This is a genomic window from Pseudomonas sp. MWU12-2020 (assembly GCF_023100605.1).
GTDB classification, from domain to species: domain Bacteria; phylum Pseudomonadota; class Gammaproteobacteria; order Pseudomonadales; family Pseudomonadaceae; genus Aquipseudomonas; species Aquipseudomonas fluorescens_H.
On the sequence record NZ_JALMEX010000007.1, the window covers coordinates 226,574 to 242,621 of the forward strand.

Annotated in this window: 11 protein-coding genes; 2 read left to right on the forward strand and 9 right to left on the reverse strand. The window is 62.5% G+C overall.

Annotated features, from left to right (window positions below):
- Window positions 1-56 precede the first annotated feature (56 nt).
- From M0814_RS17990 to ptsP, 4 genes are all read right to left on the reverse strand, one after another.
- Window positions 57-1,598 carry an alkaline phosphatase D family protein gene (locus tag M0814_RS17990; protein ID WP_103486516.1) on the reverse strand — a complete coding sequence of 514 codons (1,542 nt, stop codon included), beginning with the start codon at window positions 1,596-1,598 and terminating at the stop codon, window positions 57-59.
- A 171-nt stretch (window positions 1,599-1,769) separates the two neighbouring features.
- On the reverse strand, window positions 1,770-3,503 hold the full coding sequence (locus M0814_RS17995; RefSeq protein WP_003221576.1) for a PTS fructose-like transporter subunit IIB: 1,734 nt from the start codon (window positions 3,501-3,503) through the stop codon (window positions 1,770-1,772).
- An 11-nt stretch (window positions 3,504-3,514) separates the two neighbouring features.
- Window positions 3,515-4,456, reverse strand: a complete 942-nt coding sequence (gene pfkB / locus M0814_RS18000) for a 1-phosphofructokinase (protein ID WP_103486515.1) — start codon at window positions 4,454-4,456, stop codon at window positions 3,515-3,517.
- Entirely contained in the window at window positions 4,456-7,317 is a 2,862-nt protein-coding gene (gene ptsP, locus M0814_RS18005; RefSeq protein ID WP_103486514.1) for a phosphoenolpyruvate--protein phosphotransferase, read from the reverse strand. The genes pfkB and ptsP overlap by 1 nt, the downstream gene beginning before the upstream one ends.
- A 306-nt stretch (window positions 7,318-7,623) precedes the next feature.
- Between ptsP and cra the strand changes: the two genes are divergently transcribed.
- Window positions 7,624-8,619, forward strand: coding sequence for a catabolite repressor/activator (gene cra / locus M0814_RS18010; RefSeq protein ID WP_003221573.1), 996 nt, complete (start codon window positions 7,624-7,626; stop codon window positions 8,617-8,619).
- Window positions 8,620-8,622: 3 nt separating this feature from the next.
- On the forward strand, window positions 8,623-9,399 hold the full coding sequence (locus tag M0814_RS18015) for a TatD family hydrolase (RefSeq protein ID WP_103486513.1): 777 nt from the start codon (window positions 8,623-8,625) through the stop codon (window positions 9,397-9,399).
- On the opposite strand, the gene M0814_RS18020 is transcribed toward M0814_RS18015, so the two are convergent.
- The 5 genes from M0814_RS18020 to M0814_RS18040 all read right to left on the reverse strand — a co-directional run bounded on the left by M0814_RS18020 (window position 9,400) and on the right by M0814_RS18040 (window position 15,999).
- Window positions 9,400-9,789, reverse strand: a complete 390-nt coding sequence (locus M0814_RS18020; RefSeq protein WP_103486512.1) for a hypothetical protein — start codon at window positions 9,787-9,789, stop codon at window positions 9,400-9,402.
- Window positions 9,790-10,032: 243 nt separating this feature from the next.
- Window positions 10,033-12,063: a methyl-accepting chemotaxis protein gene (locus M0814_RS18025; protein WP_103486510.1), complete on the reverse strand. Its 2,031-nt coding sequence runs from the start codon at window positions 12,061-12,063 to the stop codon at window positions 10,033-10,035.
- Window positions 12,064-12,351: 288 nt separating this feature from the next.
- On the reverse strand, window positions 12,352-13,191 hold the full coding sequence (gene ampE, locus M0814_RS18030; protein ID WP_103486509.1) for a regulatory signaling modulator protein AmpE: 840 nt from the start codon (window positions 13,189-13,191) through the stop codon (window positions 12,352-12,354).
- Window positions 13,188-13,748 carry a 1,6-anhydro-N-acetylmuramyl-L-alanine amidase AmpD gene (gene ampD, locus M0814_RS18035; RefSeq protein ID WP_103367760.1) on the reverse strand — a complete coding sequence of 187 codons (561 nt, stop codon included), beginning with the start codon at window positions 13,746-13,748 and terminating at the stop codon, window positions 13,188-13,190. Before ampD ends, ampE begins: the two co-directional genes overlap by 4 nt.
- A 64-nt stretch (window positions 13,749-13,812) precedes the next feature.
- Entirely contained in the window at window positions 13,813-15,999 is a 2,187-nt protein-coding gene (locus M0814_RS18040; RefSeq protein ID WP_103486508.1) for a DUF1631 domain-containing protein, read from the reverse strand.
- Window positions 16,000-16,048: the final 49 nt, after the last annotated feature.

Consider the following 16,048-nt stretch of genomic DNA (forward strand, 5'->3'; position numbering starts at 1 on the left):
ACTTCGCTGACACACCGTCTTCGCGAGCAAGCCCGCTCCCACAGGTTCCGCAGCGTCTAGACGGGCTGCAGCTTCTGCTCAAACACCGCCACCCCATTCAAATCCCGCAATACCACACTCATCTCCCCGCTCTGCCCTTCGATATTCACCTCGCCAAAGAACTGAAACCCGGCAAATGGTGAAGCGTTCTGCGTCGGCGGTGCCTTCTGGAATACCACTTCCGGGCCGAAGGTCTTGTCCAGCGGATTAGGCCCGAAGCTCCCGGCATTCAGCGGCCCGGCGACAAACTCCCAGAACGGCTCGAAATCCTGAAACGCCGCGCGCTCCGGGTGATAGTGATGCGCCGCGCAGTAATGCACATCGGCGGTCAGAAACACGAAATTGCGCACCTGTTGCGCACGCAGGAAACCCAGCAACTCGGCGACTTCCAGCTCCCGCCCCTGAGCCGGGCCGGGATCGCCGTTGGCCACCGCCTCCCAGCGCGCCACGCCCGGGCTGACTTCACCGTCGGGCACACCGAGGCCGATCGGCATGTCGGCGGCGATCACCTTCCACTGCGCCTTGGAGTGCTTCAAGCCGCGCTTGAGCCAATCCAGCTGCTCACGCCCCAGAAACGGTTTCGCCGCGCCGAGATTGTCGTCGTTGGCCCCGCGATAACTGCGCATGTCGAGCACGAACACGTCGAGCATCGGCCCGTAGCTGAGCTTGCGATAGATCCGTCCACCGCCATCGGCCGCCTGCAAACGCATCGGCGAATATTCCAGCCAGGCCTTGCGCGCACGGCCGACCAGGGTGTGGATATCTTTTTCCTGATAGCGCTCGTCGAGCTGCTTGCCCGGCGACCAGTTATTGACCACTTCGTGGTCGTCCCACTGCCAGATCTGCGGGACTTCGGCGTTGAAGCGGCGGATGTTTTCGTCCATCAGGTTGTAGCGATAGTTGCCGCGATAATCGTCGAGGGTCTGCGCGACTTTGCTCTTGGCTTCGGTGGTGAGGTTGCGCCAGATCCGCCCGCCTTCGGTGGTCAGTTGCGCCGGCACCGGGCCGTCGGCGTAGATGGTGTCGCCGCTGTGGATAAAAAAGTCCGGCAAGCGCAGACGCATGGATTCGTAGATGCGCATGCCGCCGATGTCCGGGTTGATGCCGAAGCCTTGGCCGACGGTGTCACCGCTCCACACAAAACGAATATTGCGCCGCGCCGTCGGTGCGCTGCGCAGGTGGCCGAGCCACGGCTCGCTGGCGACGCCGGTTTGTGCGTCCTTGAAATACACCCGATAGAAAATCGCCTGATCGGCGGGCAGCCCGGTGAGTTCGACCCGGGCGGTGAAGTCGGTGCGCGCATCGGCCAGTGCCGAGACCAGCCGCCGTGGGTGGCGAAACTGGCTGCGAGTGTCCCACTCGACCACCATCCGCGCCGGGCGGTCGCTGCGGCTCCAGATCATCGCGCGGTCGCCCTGCAGGTCGCCGGACTGCACGCCGTCGGTGAGTTGTGGCCGATCCTTGACCGACGCGATCACTGCCGGCGCCAGCCCGGGCATCAGCAGCCCGGCGCCGACCACTTGCATGACCCGACGGCGCCCGAGGTTGAAATCGCTCATGCTGTTCTCCCTGAAAAAAGGAAAACTTAAGCACGCGATGATGAATCCGGCATGACAACACTAACCATTGTGGGAGCGGGCTTGCTCGCGAAAGCGGTGTGTCAGTTAAAGAAATATCGACTGACACGACGCCTTCGCGAGCAAGCCCGCTCCCACAGGGGTGTTGCAGTGTCAGGCGTTGACGGGCTCGACCGCCAGTTCCGCGGCTTCCGGACGCTTGACCGTCGCATAGACAACCGCCGTCAACAAACTCCCCGCGACAATCGCCAACAGATACAGCAACGCATGATTGATCGCATTCGGGATCGCCAGCACAAACAAGCCACCGTGCGGCGCCATCAGTTTGCAGCCGAAGTACATCGACAACGCGCCAGTCAACGCACCACCGGCGATGCTCGCCGGAATCACTCGCAGCGGGTCTTTCGCGGCAAACGGAATCGCCCCTTCGGAGATGAAGCACAGCCCCAGCACCAGCGCCGCTTTACCGGCCTCGCGCTCGGTCTGGGCGAACTTGCGGCGGGCGATGAAGGTGGCGATGCCCAGCCCGATTGGCGGCACCATGCCGGCGGCCATGGTCGCGGCCATCGGTGCATAACTCTGCGACGCCAGCAGCCCCACCGAGAACGCATACGCGGCTTTGTTGATCGGTCCGCCGAGGTCGACGCACATCATGCCGCCGAGCAACACCCCGAGCAGAATCGCGTTGGTGGTGCCCATGCTGTCGAGGAAATGCGTCAGCGCCGCCAGCATGCCGGCAACCGGTTTACCGACCACGTAGATCATCACCAGCCCGGTGAACAGGCTGGCGAACAACGGAATGATCAGAATCGGTTTCAGCGCTTCAAGACTTTGCGGCAACGCCACATAGCGACTGATGGCCTTGGCCGCATAACCGGCGATGAAACCGGCGACGATCCCGCCAATGAACCCTGCGCCCAAGGTGCTGGCGAGCAAGCCACCAATCATCCCCGGCGCCAGGCCAGGGCGGTCGGCGATCGAGTAGGCGATGTAACCGGCGAGCAGCGGCACCATCAGCTTGAACGCGGTCTCACCGCCGATCTGCATCAGCGCTGCCGCCAGCGTGCCCTCTTCCTTGAACGCGGTGATGCCGAACACGAACGACAAGGCGATCATCAGACCACCGGCCACCACCATCGGCAGCATGAACGAGACACCGGTCAGCAGGTGTTTGTAGACCCCGGTTTTCTCTTGCTTGGCCGGCGCCTTGCCGTCACTCGCGGCGCTCTCCACCTGAGCTTCGGCGAGGGCTTTTTTCAGGGTCGCTTCGGACTGCTTCAAAGCAATCCCGGTGCCGCAGCGGTAGATTTTCTTGCCGGCAAAACGCTCGGTGGCGACTTCGATGTCCGCCGCCAGCAACACCACGTCAGCCTCGGCAATCGCCGTCGCGCTGAGCGGGGTTTTCGCGCCGACCGACCCTTGGGTTTCGACGTGCAATTCATAGCCCAGACGCTTGGCCGTTTGCTGCAACGCTTCGGCCGCCATGAAGGTGTGGGCGACGCCGGTCGGGCACGCGGTGATGGCGACGATGCGCGGCGCACGTGGCGCAGCGGCAACCGGGGCGGCATCGCTGGCGACATAAACTTCAGCCTCCTCAGCCCCTCGACGCAACACCGCTTCGACATCTTGCAGGGCTTGCGCCGGAGCGATGCGGAACACGCGCTTGCCGACGAAACGGCGCATGTCGATGTCACCGGTGACCACCAGCAACACCCACTCCGCCGCCTCAATGGTGGCGGCCGACAATTCGCGCTCGGGGTGCGCCGCATCGACCACTTCAACGCTGGTGCTCCAGCCCTGACGCTGGGCCGCTGCATCGAGCAGGCGGGCGCACAGCACACTGGTGACCATGCCGTTCGGGCAGGCCGTGACAATGGCTAATTTCATGACAAACCCTCTTATTGTTCTGTCAGGGGACGCACGCGTACGCCCTGTTCGAGCTGCGCCAGGTGCGCCGCATCGTTGATGCCGAAACCGATCTGCGTCACCGCCATCGCGGCAATCGCCGTGGCCGTGCGCAGGGTCTGCTCGGGAGTATCGGCACTGAGCAGACCGTGCAGCATGCCGGCCAGCAACGAGTCACCGGCACCCACCGTACTGGCGACCGTGACCTTCGGCGGCGTGGCATGCAGCGCCGAGCCGACGCTGAACCAGTTCACCCCGTCGGCACCGTGGGAGATCACCACATGCTCGATACCTTTGGCGTGCAGGCACGCCGCCGCCTGAGCTTCGGCGGCGTGCGAGACCACATCGCAATCGAGCGCATCGGCGAGTTCTTCGGTGTTCGGCTTGATCAGCCACGGGCGCCCTTCAATCGCCGCACGCAAGGCTTCACCGCTGCTGTCGAGGGCGACTTTCAGACCGAGACCGGTCAGACGTTCGATCAGTTCGCGCAACCACTGCGCGCTGACGCCGCGCGGCAGACTGCCGGCGACCACCACCGCGTCATGCCCCGGGGCGATCTGCAGCAGACGCTCGAGCAACGCCTGCTGCGCCGCCGCGTCGACCACCGGTCCCGGGCCGTTGATGTCGGTGATGCGCCCGTCGTGCTCGGCGACCTTGATGTTGCTGCGCGTCTCCCCCGGCACGCGGATGAACGCGTCGACAAAGCCGCGCTTGGCGAACAACGTCTCGAAGGCTTGCAGATTGTCTTCGCCGAGAAAGCCGCTGACCGTCAGTTGATACCCGAGGTCTGCGAGGACCTGAGCGACGTTCACGCCTTTGCCGGCGGCGTGGGTGTGCATCTCGTCGCTGCGATTGACCTGACCGGCCTCCAGGCGTGGCAGCTCGACCGTGAGGTCCAGCGCCGGGTTAAGGGTCAGGGTGAGAATCTTGGCCATTACAGGGCCTCCACTAATGCACGCACTTCGTTCGCGCTGCCCACGGTGAGGGCTTGTTGAGCAAGGGTTTGTGCCTGGGTCAGGCTGAGTTCGCGGATGCGCGCCTTGACCTCGGCGATGCTGCGGCCGGACACGCTCAGCTCATCGACGCCGAGGCCGACCAGCACCGGCACCGCCAACGGATCCGCCGCCAGTTCGCCGCACACGCCGACCCATTTGCCATGGGCATGCGCGGCGCGCACGGTGATGTCGATCAACTGCAGCACCGCCGGGTGCAGGCCGTCAGCCTGGGCCGAGAGGGTCGGGTGACCACGGTCGATGGCCAGGGTGTATTGCGTCAGGTCGTTGGTGCCGACACTGAAGAAGTCGACTTCCTTGGCCAGCACCGGCGCCAGCAATGCGGCGGACGGTACTTCAATCATGATCCCCAGTTGCAAGTCAGCGACCGGGATTTCCAGGCGCAGACGCTCGGTCATGTCGCGGGCCTGACGCCACTCTTCGACGCTGCCGACCATCGGGAACATGATGCGCAGCGGACGGTTGTCCGCCGAACGCAGCAAGGCGCGCAATTGCGCTTCCATGATCTGCGGACGCTGCAACGTGAGGCGAATGCCGCGCACGCCGAGGAACGGGTTTTCTTCCTTGGCGATCGGCCAATATGGCAGCGGTTTGTCGCCGCCGACATCAAGGGTGCGCACTACCAGCGGCCGTCCGGCGAGGCCATCGAGGACGCGGCGGTATTCGACTTCCTGAGTGGCCTCGTCCGGAGCTTGCGGGTGGGCCATGAAAATCAGTTCGGTGCGCAGCAGACCAATGCCTTCGGCGCCCTGCTCGACCGCAGCGGTGACCCCGGCGCTTTCACCGATGTTGGCGAACACTTCCACGGCGTGGCCGTCAGTGGTGTGCGCCGGTTGATGGCGTTGTTCGGCGGCAGCCTTGAGGCGCTGCTCACGGGTGTCGCGTTCTTCGGCGGCGCGTTGCAGGGTCGCGGCATCGGCGTCGACGTGCAGGCGACCGCGCTGGCCGTCGAGCAGCAACGGCGTGCCCGGTGCCAGCAGCAGCACCGCTGCGCCCGCACCGACCAGCGCCGGAATTCCGAGAGCACGGGCGACGATTGCACTGTGCGCGGTGGCGCCGCCACGCGCGGTGAGAATCCCTGCAACTCGGGCCGGATCGAGCCGCGCCACGTCGGATGGGCCGACTTCGTCCATCACCAGAATGTACGGCTGCTCGGGCTCGTTCGGCGTCTGCACACCGCAAAGTTGCGCCAGCACCCGGCGCCCGATGTCACGCAGGTCCGCCGCCCGCTCGGCGAGCAACGCGTCCTGCAGCGATTCCTGTTGTTTGGCCGCTGCCTCAATCACCGCCATCCACGCCGCTTCGGCGCTTTCGCCTTGTTTGAGGCGGGTGTCGACTTCGTCGGTCAGTTCCGGGTCGTCGAGCATTTCCTGGTGAGTGATGAAAATCTCGCGGATGGCCTTGGCTTTGCTGCGTTCGATCAGGCCCTGGATGTCACTGCGGACATCGCTCAGCGCTTGCTTGAGACGCTCGCGCTCGATGGCCGCGGACTCGCCGCGCAACGGGTAATCGATAGCCTGCTGCACCTGAATGTGCGCCGGGCCGATGGCGATACCCGGCGCGGCAGGGATCGCCTGCAACTGCGCGCCGGACGCTGGAGCGATCAGCACTTCGGCAATATCGGTGATGACTTCGCGTTGCTGACTCACGGCCGGCAGCGGTTCGACTTCTTCACCGAGGCCTTCTTCGATAGCGGCCAGCAGCGCCGGCAAGGCATCGGCGGCGATGCTCGGTTCGGCGATCAACTCCAGCACCTGACCACGACGGGCGCCGAGACTCAGCAGCTTGCTCAGGCTTTTTACCGACACGGCGCTGTCCGCGCTGTCGACGATGCGCACGCGGATTTCACCGTCGAAACTCTTCGCCAATTGCGCAAGAATCTTCGCCGGGCGTGCATGCAAACCGTGGGCGTTGGCCAGGGCAATACGTGCGCTCGGCCAATCGGCGGGCAGTTCGCCGCCGAGCACTTCGAGGACTTTGCGGCTGCTGGTGGCGCGGCCCAATTCATGACCGCGACCTTCGATCAGCAACGCACACAGACGCTCGAGCAGCGCCTGATGCGCCTCACCCAGACTGGCCAGACAGAACAGACCGCTGAGCGGCTGGCCGAGGTAACGCATCGGTTTGTCCGGGGTGACGAAGGCCAGGCCCGGGCGCTTCACGGTTTGTTCGCTGTGCAGCCACCACAGGCCGTCACCCAGCGGCAGCGCTTCGACTTGCTGCAACACGCCGGCAAAACCGTTGCTCACACAATCGGCCTGACGCAACAGACGCGCGCCACGCCAGACCAGCTCTTCAAAGTCGTCAGCCGAGACGCCGAGGCCGATCATCTGCGCATCCAGCGCCAGTTCCTGTGGCGCGCCTTGCAGCAGTTTCAGCAGCGCTTCCGGCGAGCTGGCGCGGCGCAGAGCCTGACCCAGGTCGGTCTCGCCGAGGGCGCGGGTCAGCAGTTGCAGCAGGCGCAGGTGTTCGTCGGATTTGGCGGCGATGCCGATCGCCAGGTAAACGATCTGGCCATCGCCCCAATCCACGCCCTCGGGAAACTGCATCAGCCGCACGCCGGTGGCGAATACCTGATCGCGGGTCTCCGGGGTGCCGTGGGGGATGGCGATACCCTGGCCGAGAAAGGTCGAGCCCTGGGCTTCCCGGGCCTGCAATCCAGCGAGGTAGCCATCGGCGACCAGGCCATCGGCCACCAGATGATGGGCAAGCAATTGCAGGGCGGCGGGTTTATCCACAGCCGATTGGCCCATGGATATCTGCTCTATAGTGAGCTCGAGCATGCGATCTCCTTTTTGGCACATGGATGCGCCAGGATATTGTTTTGAATGGTCACAGCTTAGGCGCTGGTCAGCCTGCTTTTCAGCGGCAGTTTTGGCGGTTTCACGGCAGAACCGGCCAAAAGCGTCTAAAACGTAGAAAATACGCCTGCTGAAACGTTTAATCTAGATTGATCGGCACGTTACTCGATAATGTCCCATCCTTGAAGTCCAACTTGTCGGATGCGCTGCGACAATAGTCGTCTGCCCGAATCGGGTAGGATTGGCGAAAATGTCGCGGCAAGCTCGAAAAAACAAGGAAATCCCGGGTTGAAACTCAGTGATATCGCGCGGTTGGCCGGAGTGTCCGTGACCACCGCCAGCTACGTCATCAACGGCAAGGCCGAACAGCAACGCATCAGCAGCGCCACGGTCGAGCGCGTGCGTGCGGTCGTCGAAGAGCACGGCTTCACCCCCAACCCACAAGCGGCCGGGCTGCGCAGTCGGCACACGCGCACGTTGGGCTTTATTCTGCCGGATCTGGAAAACCCCAGTTATGCGCGGATCGCCAAACTGCTGGAGCAAGGTGCGCGGGCGCGTGGCTATCAGTTGCTGATCGCCAGCTCCGACGATGCGCCGGACAGCGAGCGCCAGTTGCTGCAACTGTTCCGCGCCCGCCGCTGCGATGCGCTGATCGTCGCCAGTTGTCTGCCGGCCGGTGACGACAGCTACCGCCAGTTGCAGGCCAAGGGCTTGCCGATCATCGCCATCGACCGGGTCATGGAACCCGAGCACTTCTGCTCGGTGATCAGTGACGACCGCGAAGCCAGCCTGCACCTGACCCAGAGCCTGCTCGATCCGCAACCAAAACAGATCGTGCTGCTCGGCGCGCGTCCGGAGCTGAGCATCAGTCAGGAACGTGCGGCCGGCTTCAAGCAGGCACTGGTCGACTTCAAAGGCGAAGTGCTGATCGAGCACGCCGAGTCCTTCAGCCGCGAATGCGGCAAGCAATTGATGGAAGAACTCCTGCAACGTCTGGGGCATTTGCCGGATGCGCTGGTGACCACGTCCTACGTGCTGTTGCAGGGCGTGTTCGATGCGCTGCATGACTTCCCGCTCAAATCCCGCCCGCTGCGCCTGGGCACCTTCGGTGATACGCAGTTGCTGGACTTCCTGCCGCTGCCGGTCAACGCCATGGCCCAGCAGCACCAGTTGATCGCCGACAAGGCGCTGGAACTGGCGCTGGCCGCCGTCGAGCAATCGCAATACAAGCCTGGCGTGCAGGCCATCGCCCGTACCTTCAAGCAGCGTATTCACCGGGACTGAGCCGTGGAGCTGATCGACAGCCACACCCACCTCGACTTCCCCGACTTCGACGCCGATCGCTCGGCGTTGCTCGCCGAAAGCCGCGCCCTCGGGGTGCGGCGGATGGTGGTGCTGGGGGTTTATCAGGGTAACTGGCAGCGGGTGTGGGATCTGGTGCAGCACGATGCCGACCTGTACGCGGCATTCGGTCTGCACCCGGTGTACCTCGATCAGCATCAACCCGAAGATTTACCCACGCTCGGTGACTGGCTGACGCGGCTGCGCGGCCATCGACAACTGTGTGCGGTGGGCGAGATCGGTCTGGATTACTTCATCGAAACCCTCGACCGTGAACGTCAGCAGGCGCTGTTCGAGGCGCAGTTGCAAATGGCAGCGGACTTCGAACTGCCGGCGCTGATCCACGTGCGCCGCAGCCACGCAGCCGTAATCGCCACGCTCAAACACTTCAAGCTCAAACGCGCCGGGATCATCCACGCCTTCGCCGGCAGTCGTGAAGAAGCGCGGGAATACATCAAACTCGGTTTCAAACTGGGTCTGGGCGGCGCGCCGACCTGGCCGCAGGCGCTGCGCATGCATCGGGTCCTGGCGGATCTGCCGCTGGAGTCGATCGTGCTGGAAACCGACTCCCCGGACATGGCGCCGGCGATGTTTCCCGGAGTACGCAATACCCCTGCGCACTTGCCGGCGATCTGTGCGGCGCTCGCCGAGTTGATGAATATCAGTTCAAAACAACTGGCTGCCGCCAGCACCGCCAACAGTTGCGAAGTGTTCGGTTGGTAATCAGTCGCCGTGGGCCTTGGCCGCCTCGAGGATCAGGGTCATGCGCTGGCGATGATGAACAAAACGCAGCAGCGCGAAGTACACAAAAAGCACGATCAGCGATGCATTCAACTGTTCCGTCACGTTGAGCAGCCCGATCCATTCCATGACCAACGCCACCAGCAGCGCGGTGCACACCGTGACTGACGCGCTGAAGCGCAGCAATCCGAGAGAGTCGAGAGATTTGAAGCGTTTGATCTGCACCGGACAGCGCAACTCCAGGGTTTTCTGGCAGTGATTGCAGGTAAACGGTTCATTGATTGCGATGGCATTGAGTTGCCAGGGTTTAAGCACCTGCGTGGTCTGGCAATGAGCACAACGGCCCTGAATTCCCAGGGTTACAACGGACATTCGCGGCCTCCTCAGCGCAACTAACTGATCAGGGATACTGGCTCAATAATGACGAAAAGCCAGTCGCCGGAAGAAAACAGGAATTGGCTTACAAGCGTAAGCATCAAAGCATTACAAAATGTTCTGACATTACCGCCCTTGTAGGAGTGAGCCTGCTCGCGATAGCGGTGCATCAGCCAACCATTGAGTTGACTGACACACCCCTATCGCGAGCAGGCTCACTCCTACAGCATTCGCGCTCGATCAGACGCGGAACGCGCTGATCAGCTGTTTCAGTTCCACCACCTGCGCCGACAACGCTCGGCTGGCGTCTTCGGTCTGGTGCGCCCCCTGGGCTGTGCGCTCACCAGCGCGATTGATCTCGACGATGTTCTGGTCGATGTCATGGGCCACCGCAGTCTGTTGCTCCACGGCGGCGGCGATCTGCTGGTTCTGATCGACGATCATGCCCACCGCCCCGAGGATGTTTTCCAGCGCCTGCTGGACCTTTTCCGACTGCCCGACCGTGCCATTGGCCATCTGATGGCTAATGCCCATGGCCTTCACCGCAGCGCCCACGCCGCCATGCAGCTTGCTGATCATCTGCTCGATTTCTTCGGTCGATTGCTGGGTGCGCTTGGCCAACGTTCGCACTTCGTCCGCAACCACCGCGAAGCCACGGCCCTGCTCTCCGGCGCGGGCCGCTTCGATGGCGGCGTTGAGTGCCAGCAGGTTGGTCTGTTCGGCGATGCTCTTGATCACTTCCAGGACGCGACTGATCGACTGGCTGTCGCTGGCTAGCTGGTTGATCACCAGCACCGATTGATCGATCTCGCTGGCCAGCGCGGCAATGCTGCCCTGCTGCGACGCTACCAGTGTGCGACCGCTGACGGTTTCGTCGTTGACGCTGTGCGCGCTGCTCACCGCTGCCGCCGCGCTGCGTGCAACTTCCAGCGAGGTCGCCGACATCTGGTTCATTGCGGTCGCCACTTGCTCGATCTGCGTGCGCTGCCCGGCCACCGCCTGATTGCTTTGCGCAGACACGTTTTCCACCTGTCCGGCCTGACGCTCGACCTCTGCCACGGTGTGCCCGACCCGCTCGATCAGGTCGTGGATCTTCCTCACGGTGCCGTTGAACACCTCACCCAACTCGCCCAGTTCATCACGGCTGTTGGCCTTGAAATTGACCGTCATGTCACCGGCCGCGACCTTGTCCATCATCGCGCCCAGGCGCTTGAGCGTGGTTCGGGTCGAGGCGTAGAACCCGCCGTAGAGATAGAAAATCAGCACGAACACCACCGACAGCGCCACCGCCTGCAACACCATGTGCGTGCGATTTTGCGCCAGGCGTTGCTGCAATTGCGTATCGAGGAATTTCAGGGTCGCTTCGTTGAGCTGGTAGGTCTGGTCCATCAGCCCGGTGACTTGGTCATAAAACGTTTGCCACGGCGTATCAAGGGTTTCGGCCACCACGACTTTCGCTTCAAACAGCTCGCTGGCCTGCTTGAGCGAGGTTTTGCTGCTGTCGGCCGGTGCGCTGAGGCTGGCGCGTGCGGCTTTGCTGGAGTCGAGGGCATCGGCCAGTTTCAGCGCGTATTCGGCCTGGAGCTTTTCAATCTGCGCCAGCAACTCGTCGAAACGGGCGCTCGACGAACTGTTGAGAAAGCCCTGCCCCAACGAATACGAACCGATGGCCCGGCCTTCGCCAAGCGTCTGGGTCACGGCCGGGGTGATGTTGGTGAGCAACTCGCTGAGCTGGCGGATGTCGCTCTGGTTGTCGCGGCTCAGACCGGCCTGACTGGCGATGATCTGGCTGAAAATCTGCGCATTGCCGAGCAGCTTGCCAATCATTGCGCTTTTGCTTTGCAGGGAGCTTTCCGCCTGTTGAGCCTTGAACGCGCTGATCATTTCATCGCGTTTGCCGTCGAACACCTTGATCTGCTCGGGATCGTCGGTCATCGCCTGCAGACCTTGCAGACGCGCCAGCACGGTTTGCTCCAGGCTGCCGATCTGCGACTCGAGGTTGTCGGCTTTGCCGGACTGACCGAGGGTGACGTTGATCTGCACCAGATTGTTCAGGGTTTCCAGATCCCGGCGCAGGGTCAGGCTGCTGCCCAGCAGGTCGAGGCTCTGCAATTCGACCCGGGTACCCTGGAATTCGCGAAAGGAATCGCGCACCAGATAGAAATTGGTCACCAGCATCGGCACCAGGAACAGCACGCTGATCAGGCTGAACTTCATGCCGAAGCTCAGGCGATTCATCAACGAGACGGCGGGATAGAGCAAGCTCTTCACTGGAAGTCTCCCTTGGCTTTTCTTGTTTTTATTGGCAGGCGCGGGGCGACAGCAGATAGCCACTATCGGGCGCTGTCTCTGTATAGCTCAAATCGGGGGGAGGTTTTGTAACTTAAGGTTAACGACTATTTGGGGAAGATCGCTGACCCTGTGGCGAGGGAGCTTGCTCCCGCTCGGCTGCGCAGCAGACGCAGATCGCTTGGACGCGTTGTTTATGATGAACAGCGAGGGCGGCTTCGCCACCCAGCGGGAGCAAGCTCCCTCGCCACAATTAACTTCACCGAGGGCTCAGTGAATCAACACTGTCCACAAGGCAAACCCGGCATACCACAACACCGCCGCGCGCAGTAGCAATTCCCACAGGCAATCGAGGGTGTTGATGCCTTCCGGCCCGACCACCGGCGGCGGGATCTCGCCGGCTGCGAGCCCGACCTTGTTGATCAGTTGCGCGGCGCTGATGTTCCAGTTCAGCAGTTCGTGCAACATCACCCGGCTGACCGCAACAAAGTTGCCGACCAGGGCAAAACTGGCGGCGAGCAAGCGCACCGGCACCCAGTCGAAGGCATGACGTAACTGGCCGGCACGTTCGGCGAGGGCTGGGTTCTGGCTGTTTTCTTCAGCCAATGCGAGCAGCCGATAAGCCAGCGCCGCCACCGGACCGAGCACGAAGTACCAAAAAATCACCGCGAAGAAACTTTGATACGCCTGCCACAACAGATGGCCCTGTACCTGATCCAGCAATTGCTCACCGCTGTCGGCACAGATATCCAGATCACGCTTGGCCACATGCGCGGCGGCTTGCAGGTCTTCGCGACGCCAGGCGTCACGAAACGGCCCGAGACCGCCGAGCAGATCACCGCGCCCCAGCGCGTAAATCACCACCAGCAAATGCACCGGCAGCGCCAGCAAGCCGTAAGCGACGGGTTCCAGTACCACCAGCAACAAGGCGAGCAGCGCCACCGGCAGCAACACCAGAATTGTCAGCACCAGCCATGGCCGCTTGGCCAGGCGCTCACTGGCTTCGAGTTTGTGCAGTTCGCGGATCCATCCGCCATCGCGTTGAACCCGATGGCGCAGGGCCGAGAATTTCTCGATCCAGACCGCCAGCAGTAACACCAGAAAACTCATTGTCCTTCCTCTTGTGCCAGGGCTGCGCGGTAACGCGCCCAGTCGAATGCCGGGCCAGGATCGGTCTTGCGCCCGGGTGCGATGTCGCTGTGCCCGCAGATACGGGCGCCGGTGATAGCCGGAAATGCTGTTTGCAGCTGACGCGTCAGCGTGATCAACGCCTGATACTGCGCATCGGTAAAGGGCAGATCATCAGTGCCTTCGAGTTCGATACCCACGGAAAAATCGTTACAGGTTTCACGGCCTTCGAACATCGACACACCAGCATGCCACGCCCGTTCAAGACAGGAGACAAACTGGGTGACGGTGCCGTCACGTTCAATCAGAAAATGCGCCGAGACGCGCAGGTCAGCAATCCCTGCAAAATAGGGATGCTCGGTGACATCCAGACGATTCTGGAAAAATTCCTGCACCTTGCCGGTGGCGAACTGCGCCGGCGGCAGGCTGATGTTGTGAATGACCAACAGAGAAATTTCGCCCGCAGGGCGTTCATTGAAGTTGGGCGATGGGCAGACCTGTACCCCGTGACACCACCCGCTAGCGGGATCCAACTGCATACCGATTCCTTCAACGCCGACTGTGTTGGCGCCCAGTATGCCGTGATCGGCCCCCGGCGCGCGATCACTTGCCGCGATTGAGTCGCCGCAGATTGCCGAGCACCGATTCCAGCGCCCGATCGAACAGCAAGGTGTCATCCAGTGCTCGCACCGCGCCACGGCGAAACTCGAGGGCCAGCTCGACGCGGCTGCGCTCCAGCACTTTCATCCCGGTACGGTCGACAAACACGTATTTGCCGGTGGCTTCGATGATCGCTGCCAGCTTGCAGCGCAGGCTGTGCTCGTCGTCTTCCTGGAACGCGACCCAGTTGCCCAGGCGCAGTTGCTCCACCTGACGCAGCCCGGGGTCGTCATGCGCAAGGCCGCTGGCGTTCAGGCCGACCGCGCCCTCATCGGCGCTGCGCAGGGTAATGTGCTGCGACACTTCAACCAACGCCGGCGCATCCGCCGGCGGCTGCTCGGTTGCAGGTTCAAGCACCCGCACATGCAGCGCTTCCAGCTCGCTGAAAAATTCGCTGGTGGCGAACGGATCAAACGCCGAGCTGCTCAGGCCGTCACGCAGTGATTTGAGCAAACCGGGCACCAGCGCCAACAATTGCAGACCTGCGTCCGCTTCGTCGTGACGCTGCACGCTCCAGATCAATTGCTCCATGGTCTGCACATCGGCCTGCCACTCAGCCGAGTGATCGCCATGCTTGAGACAGGTCAGCAGCAGCACCTTGCTCCAGGCATCGCGCACAAACGTCACCACCGACGGCGGCAGGACTTTACCCAGCAGCGCCATATTCAACGCCTGCTCGACCCGTTGCCGCGCCAGTTCGGTTTTCGCCCGGCCCTCTTCGGCATCGCGCAAACGCTGCTCCAGCAGCTCGCTGCGCCGCCGCTCATCACTGGTGAAGGCGAGGAAGTCGGCGAGCAATTCGGAGAAAATCGCCGGATCGTCGACGAAGTCACTCAGCAGGCGCTGCACCACTTGTTCGATGCGCAGATACAGGCTGTCGCGGGCCTCGCCATTGCAGTCGCCCCACCCCATGGCGGCATCGGCGATTTCGTTGAGCAACCGCCGCGCCGGATGACTGCTGCGGCTGAAGAAACTTTTGTCGAGTACCGCCGCCTTGAGCATCGGGATCTGCAAACGCGCGATCAGCGCCTTGAGCGAATCCGGCAGGTTACGGTCTTCAAGGATGCATTCGAAGACCATGGCGATCAGGTTGATCACGTCTTCATCGGCGCCGTCGACGATGCGCGATTTACCGCTCCTGACGCTCACCCGCGTCAGCAACTGTTCAAGCTGATTGCGCAGATCGAAATCGTCTTGCGCCGCCAGCGCCGGGACGTATTGCTGCAAGTGCGAAAGCAGGCGCAGCAGATCGCGGGTGGTAATCGGTTGCGCGGCAGCACTCGGCTCCAGGGTCGGCGCGACGCTGCCGCGCACATGTAAAAGTAACTCCTGCAACGCCGCAAAGACTTCCTGCACGCCTTCGTCAGCGGGCTCGGGTTCGGCACTTTCTTCATTGTTGATACTGGCCGTCGCGCGCTCGATTGCGCGCCGCGCCGGTGCTGGCTTCAACTCAGGCAAGACGCCGGTGGCAATCAGCAATTGATTGGCTTCGGCGTACAACTGCTCGGTATCGGCCAGCACGTAGCGTTCGAACAGTTTGAGCAGGATCAGTTTGACCTTGATCTCCACGCCCAGGTTACGTCCGGCCTGCAGGAAAAACTCGCAGAGCATCGCCGGGCCGAGCGGGTTGTGCTGGTTGTCGAAATCCTTGCCCAGCAACGCGTTAAGCCGCGCGGTCAGTTGATCGAGGGCAAAGCCGTCACGCTTGAGCACGCGGCCGACCATGGTCTCGACCGCCACACTGCGCTCCATGTCATCGGTACGCGGTGCCGAATCCTCGAACATCAGCGTGCCGGGCAATGTGGGTGGTGCGGCGTCGTATTGAATCAGCGCGACAAAGGCTTCGAAGAATTGCTCGAGAAAACCGCGCTCGATGTTTTTGCGCTTGAGGCGCAGGTCGCGCATGGCTTCGAAAAAGATGTTCTGTTCGACATCGTTGCGCGCCCGGTCGGCCATCTCGAACAGGGTGTCGTCGGCGTTATCGAACAACTCCTGCAAACCATGGCGCAGTTGCTGGGCCGCCTTGTCGCGGACCTGAAGCAGAATCACAGGCAGGCGGGCGAGCGGCGAATGATTCGCCTGATCGGTAGCAGCCTTGTGCAAAGGCACTACATTCCCGTCGTTGCGCATCCAAGCCTCCTGAAACGGTGATTCCACTGGTCAGTTTTACCGCGCAATT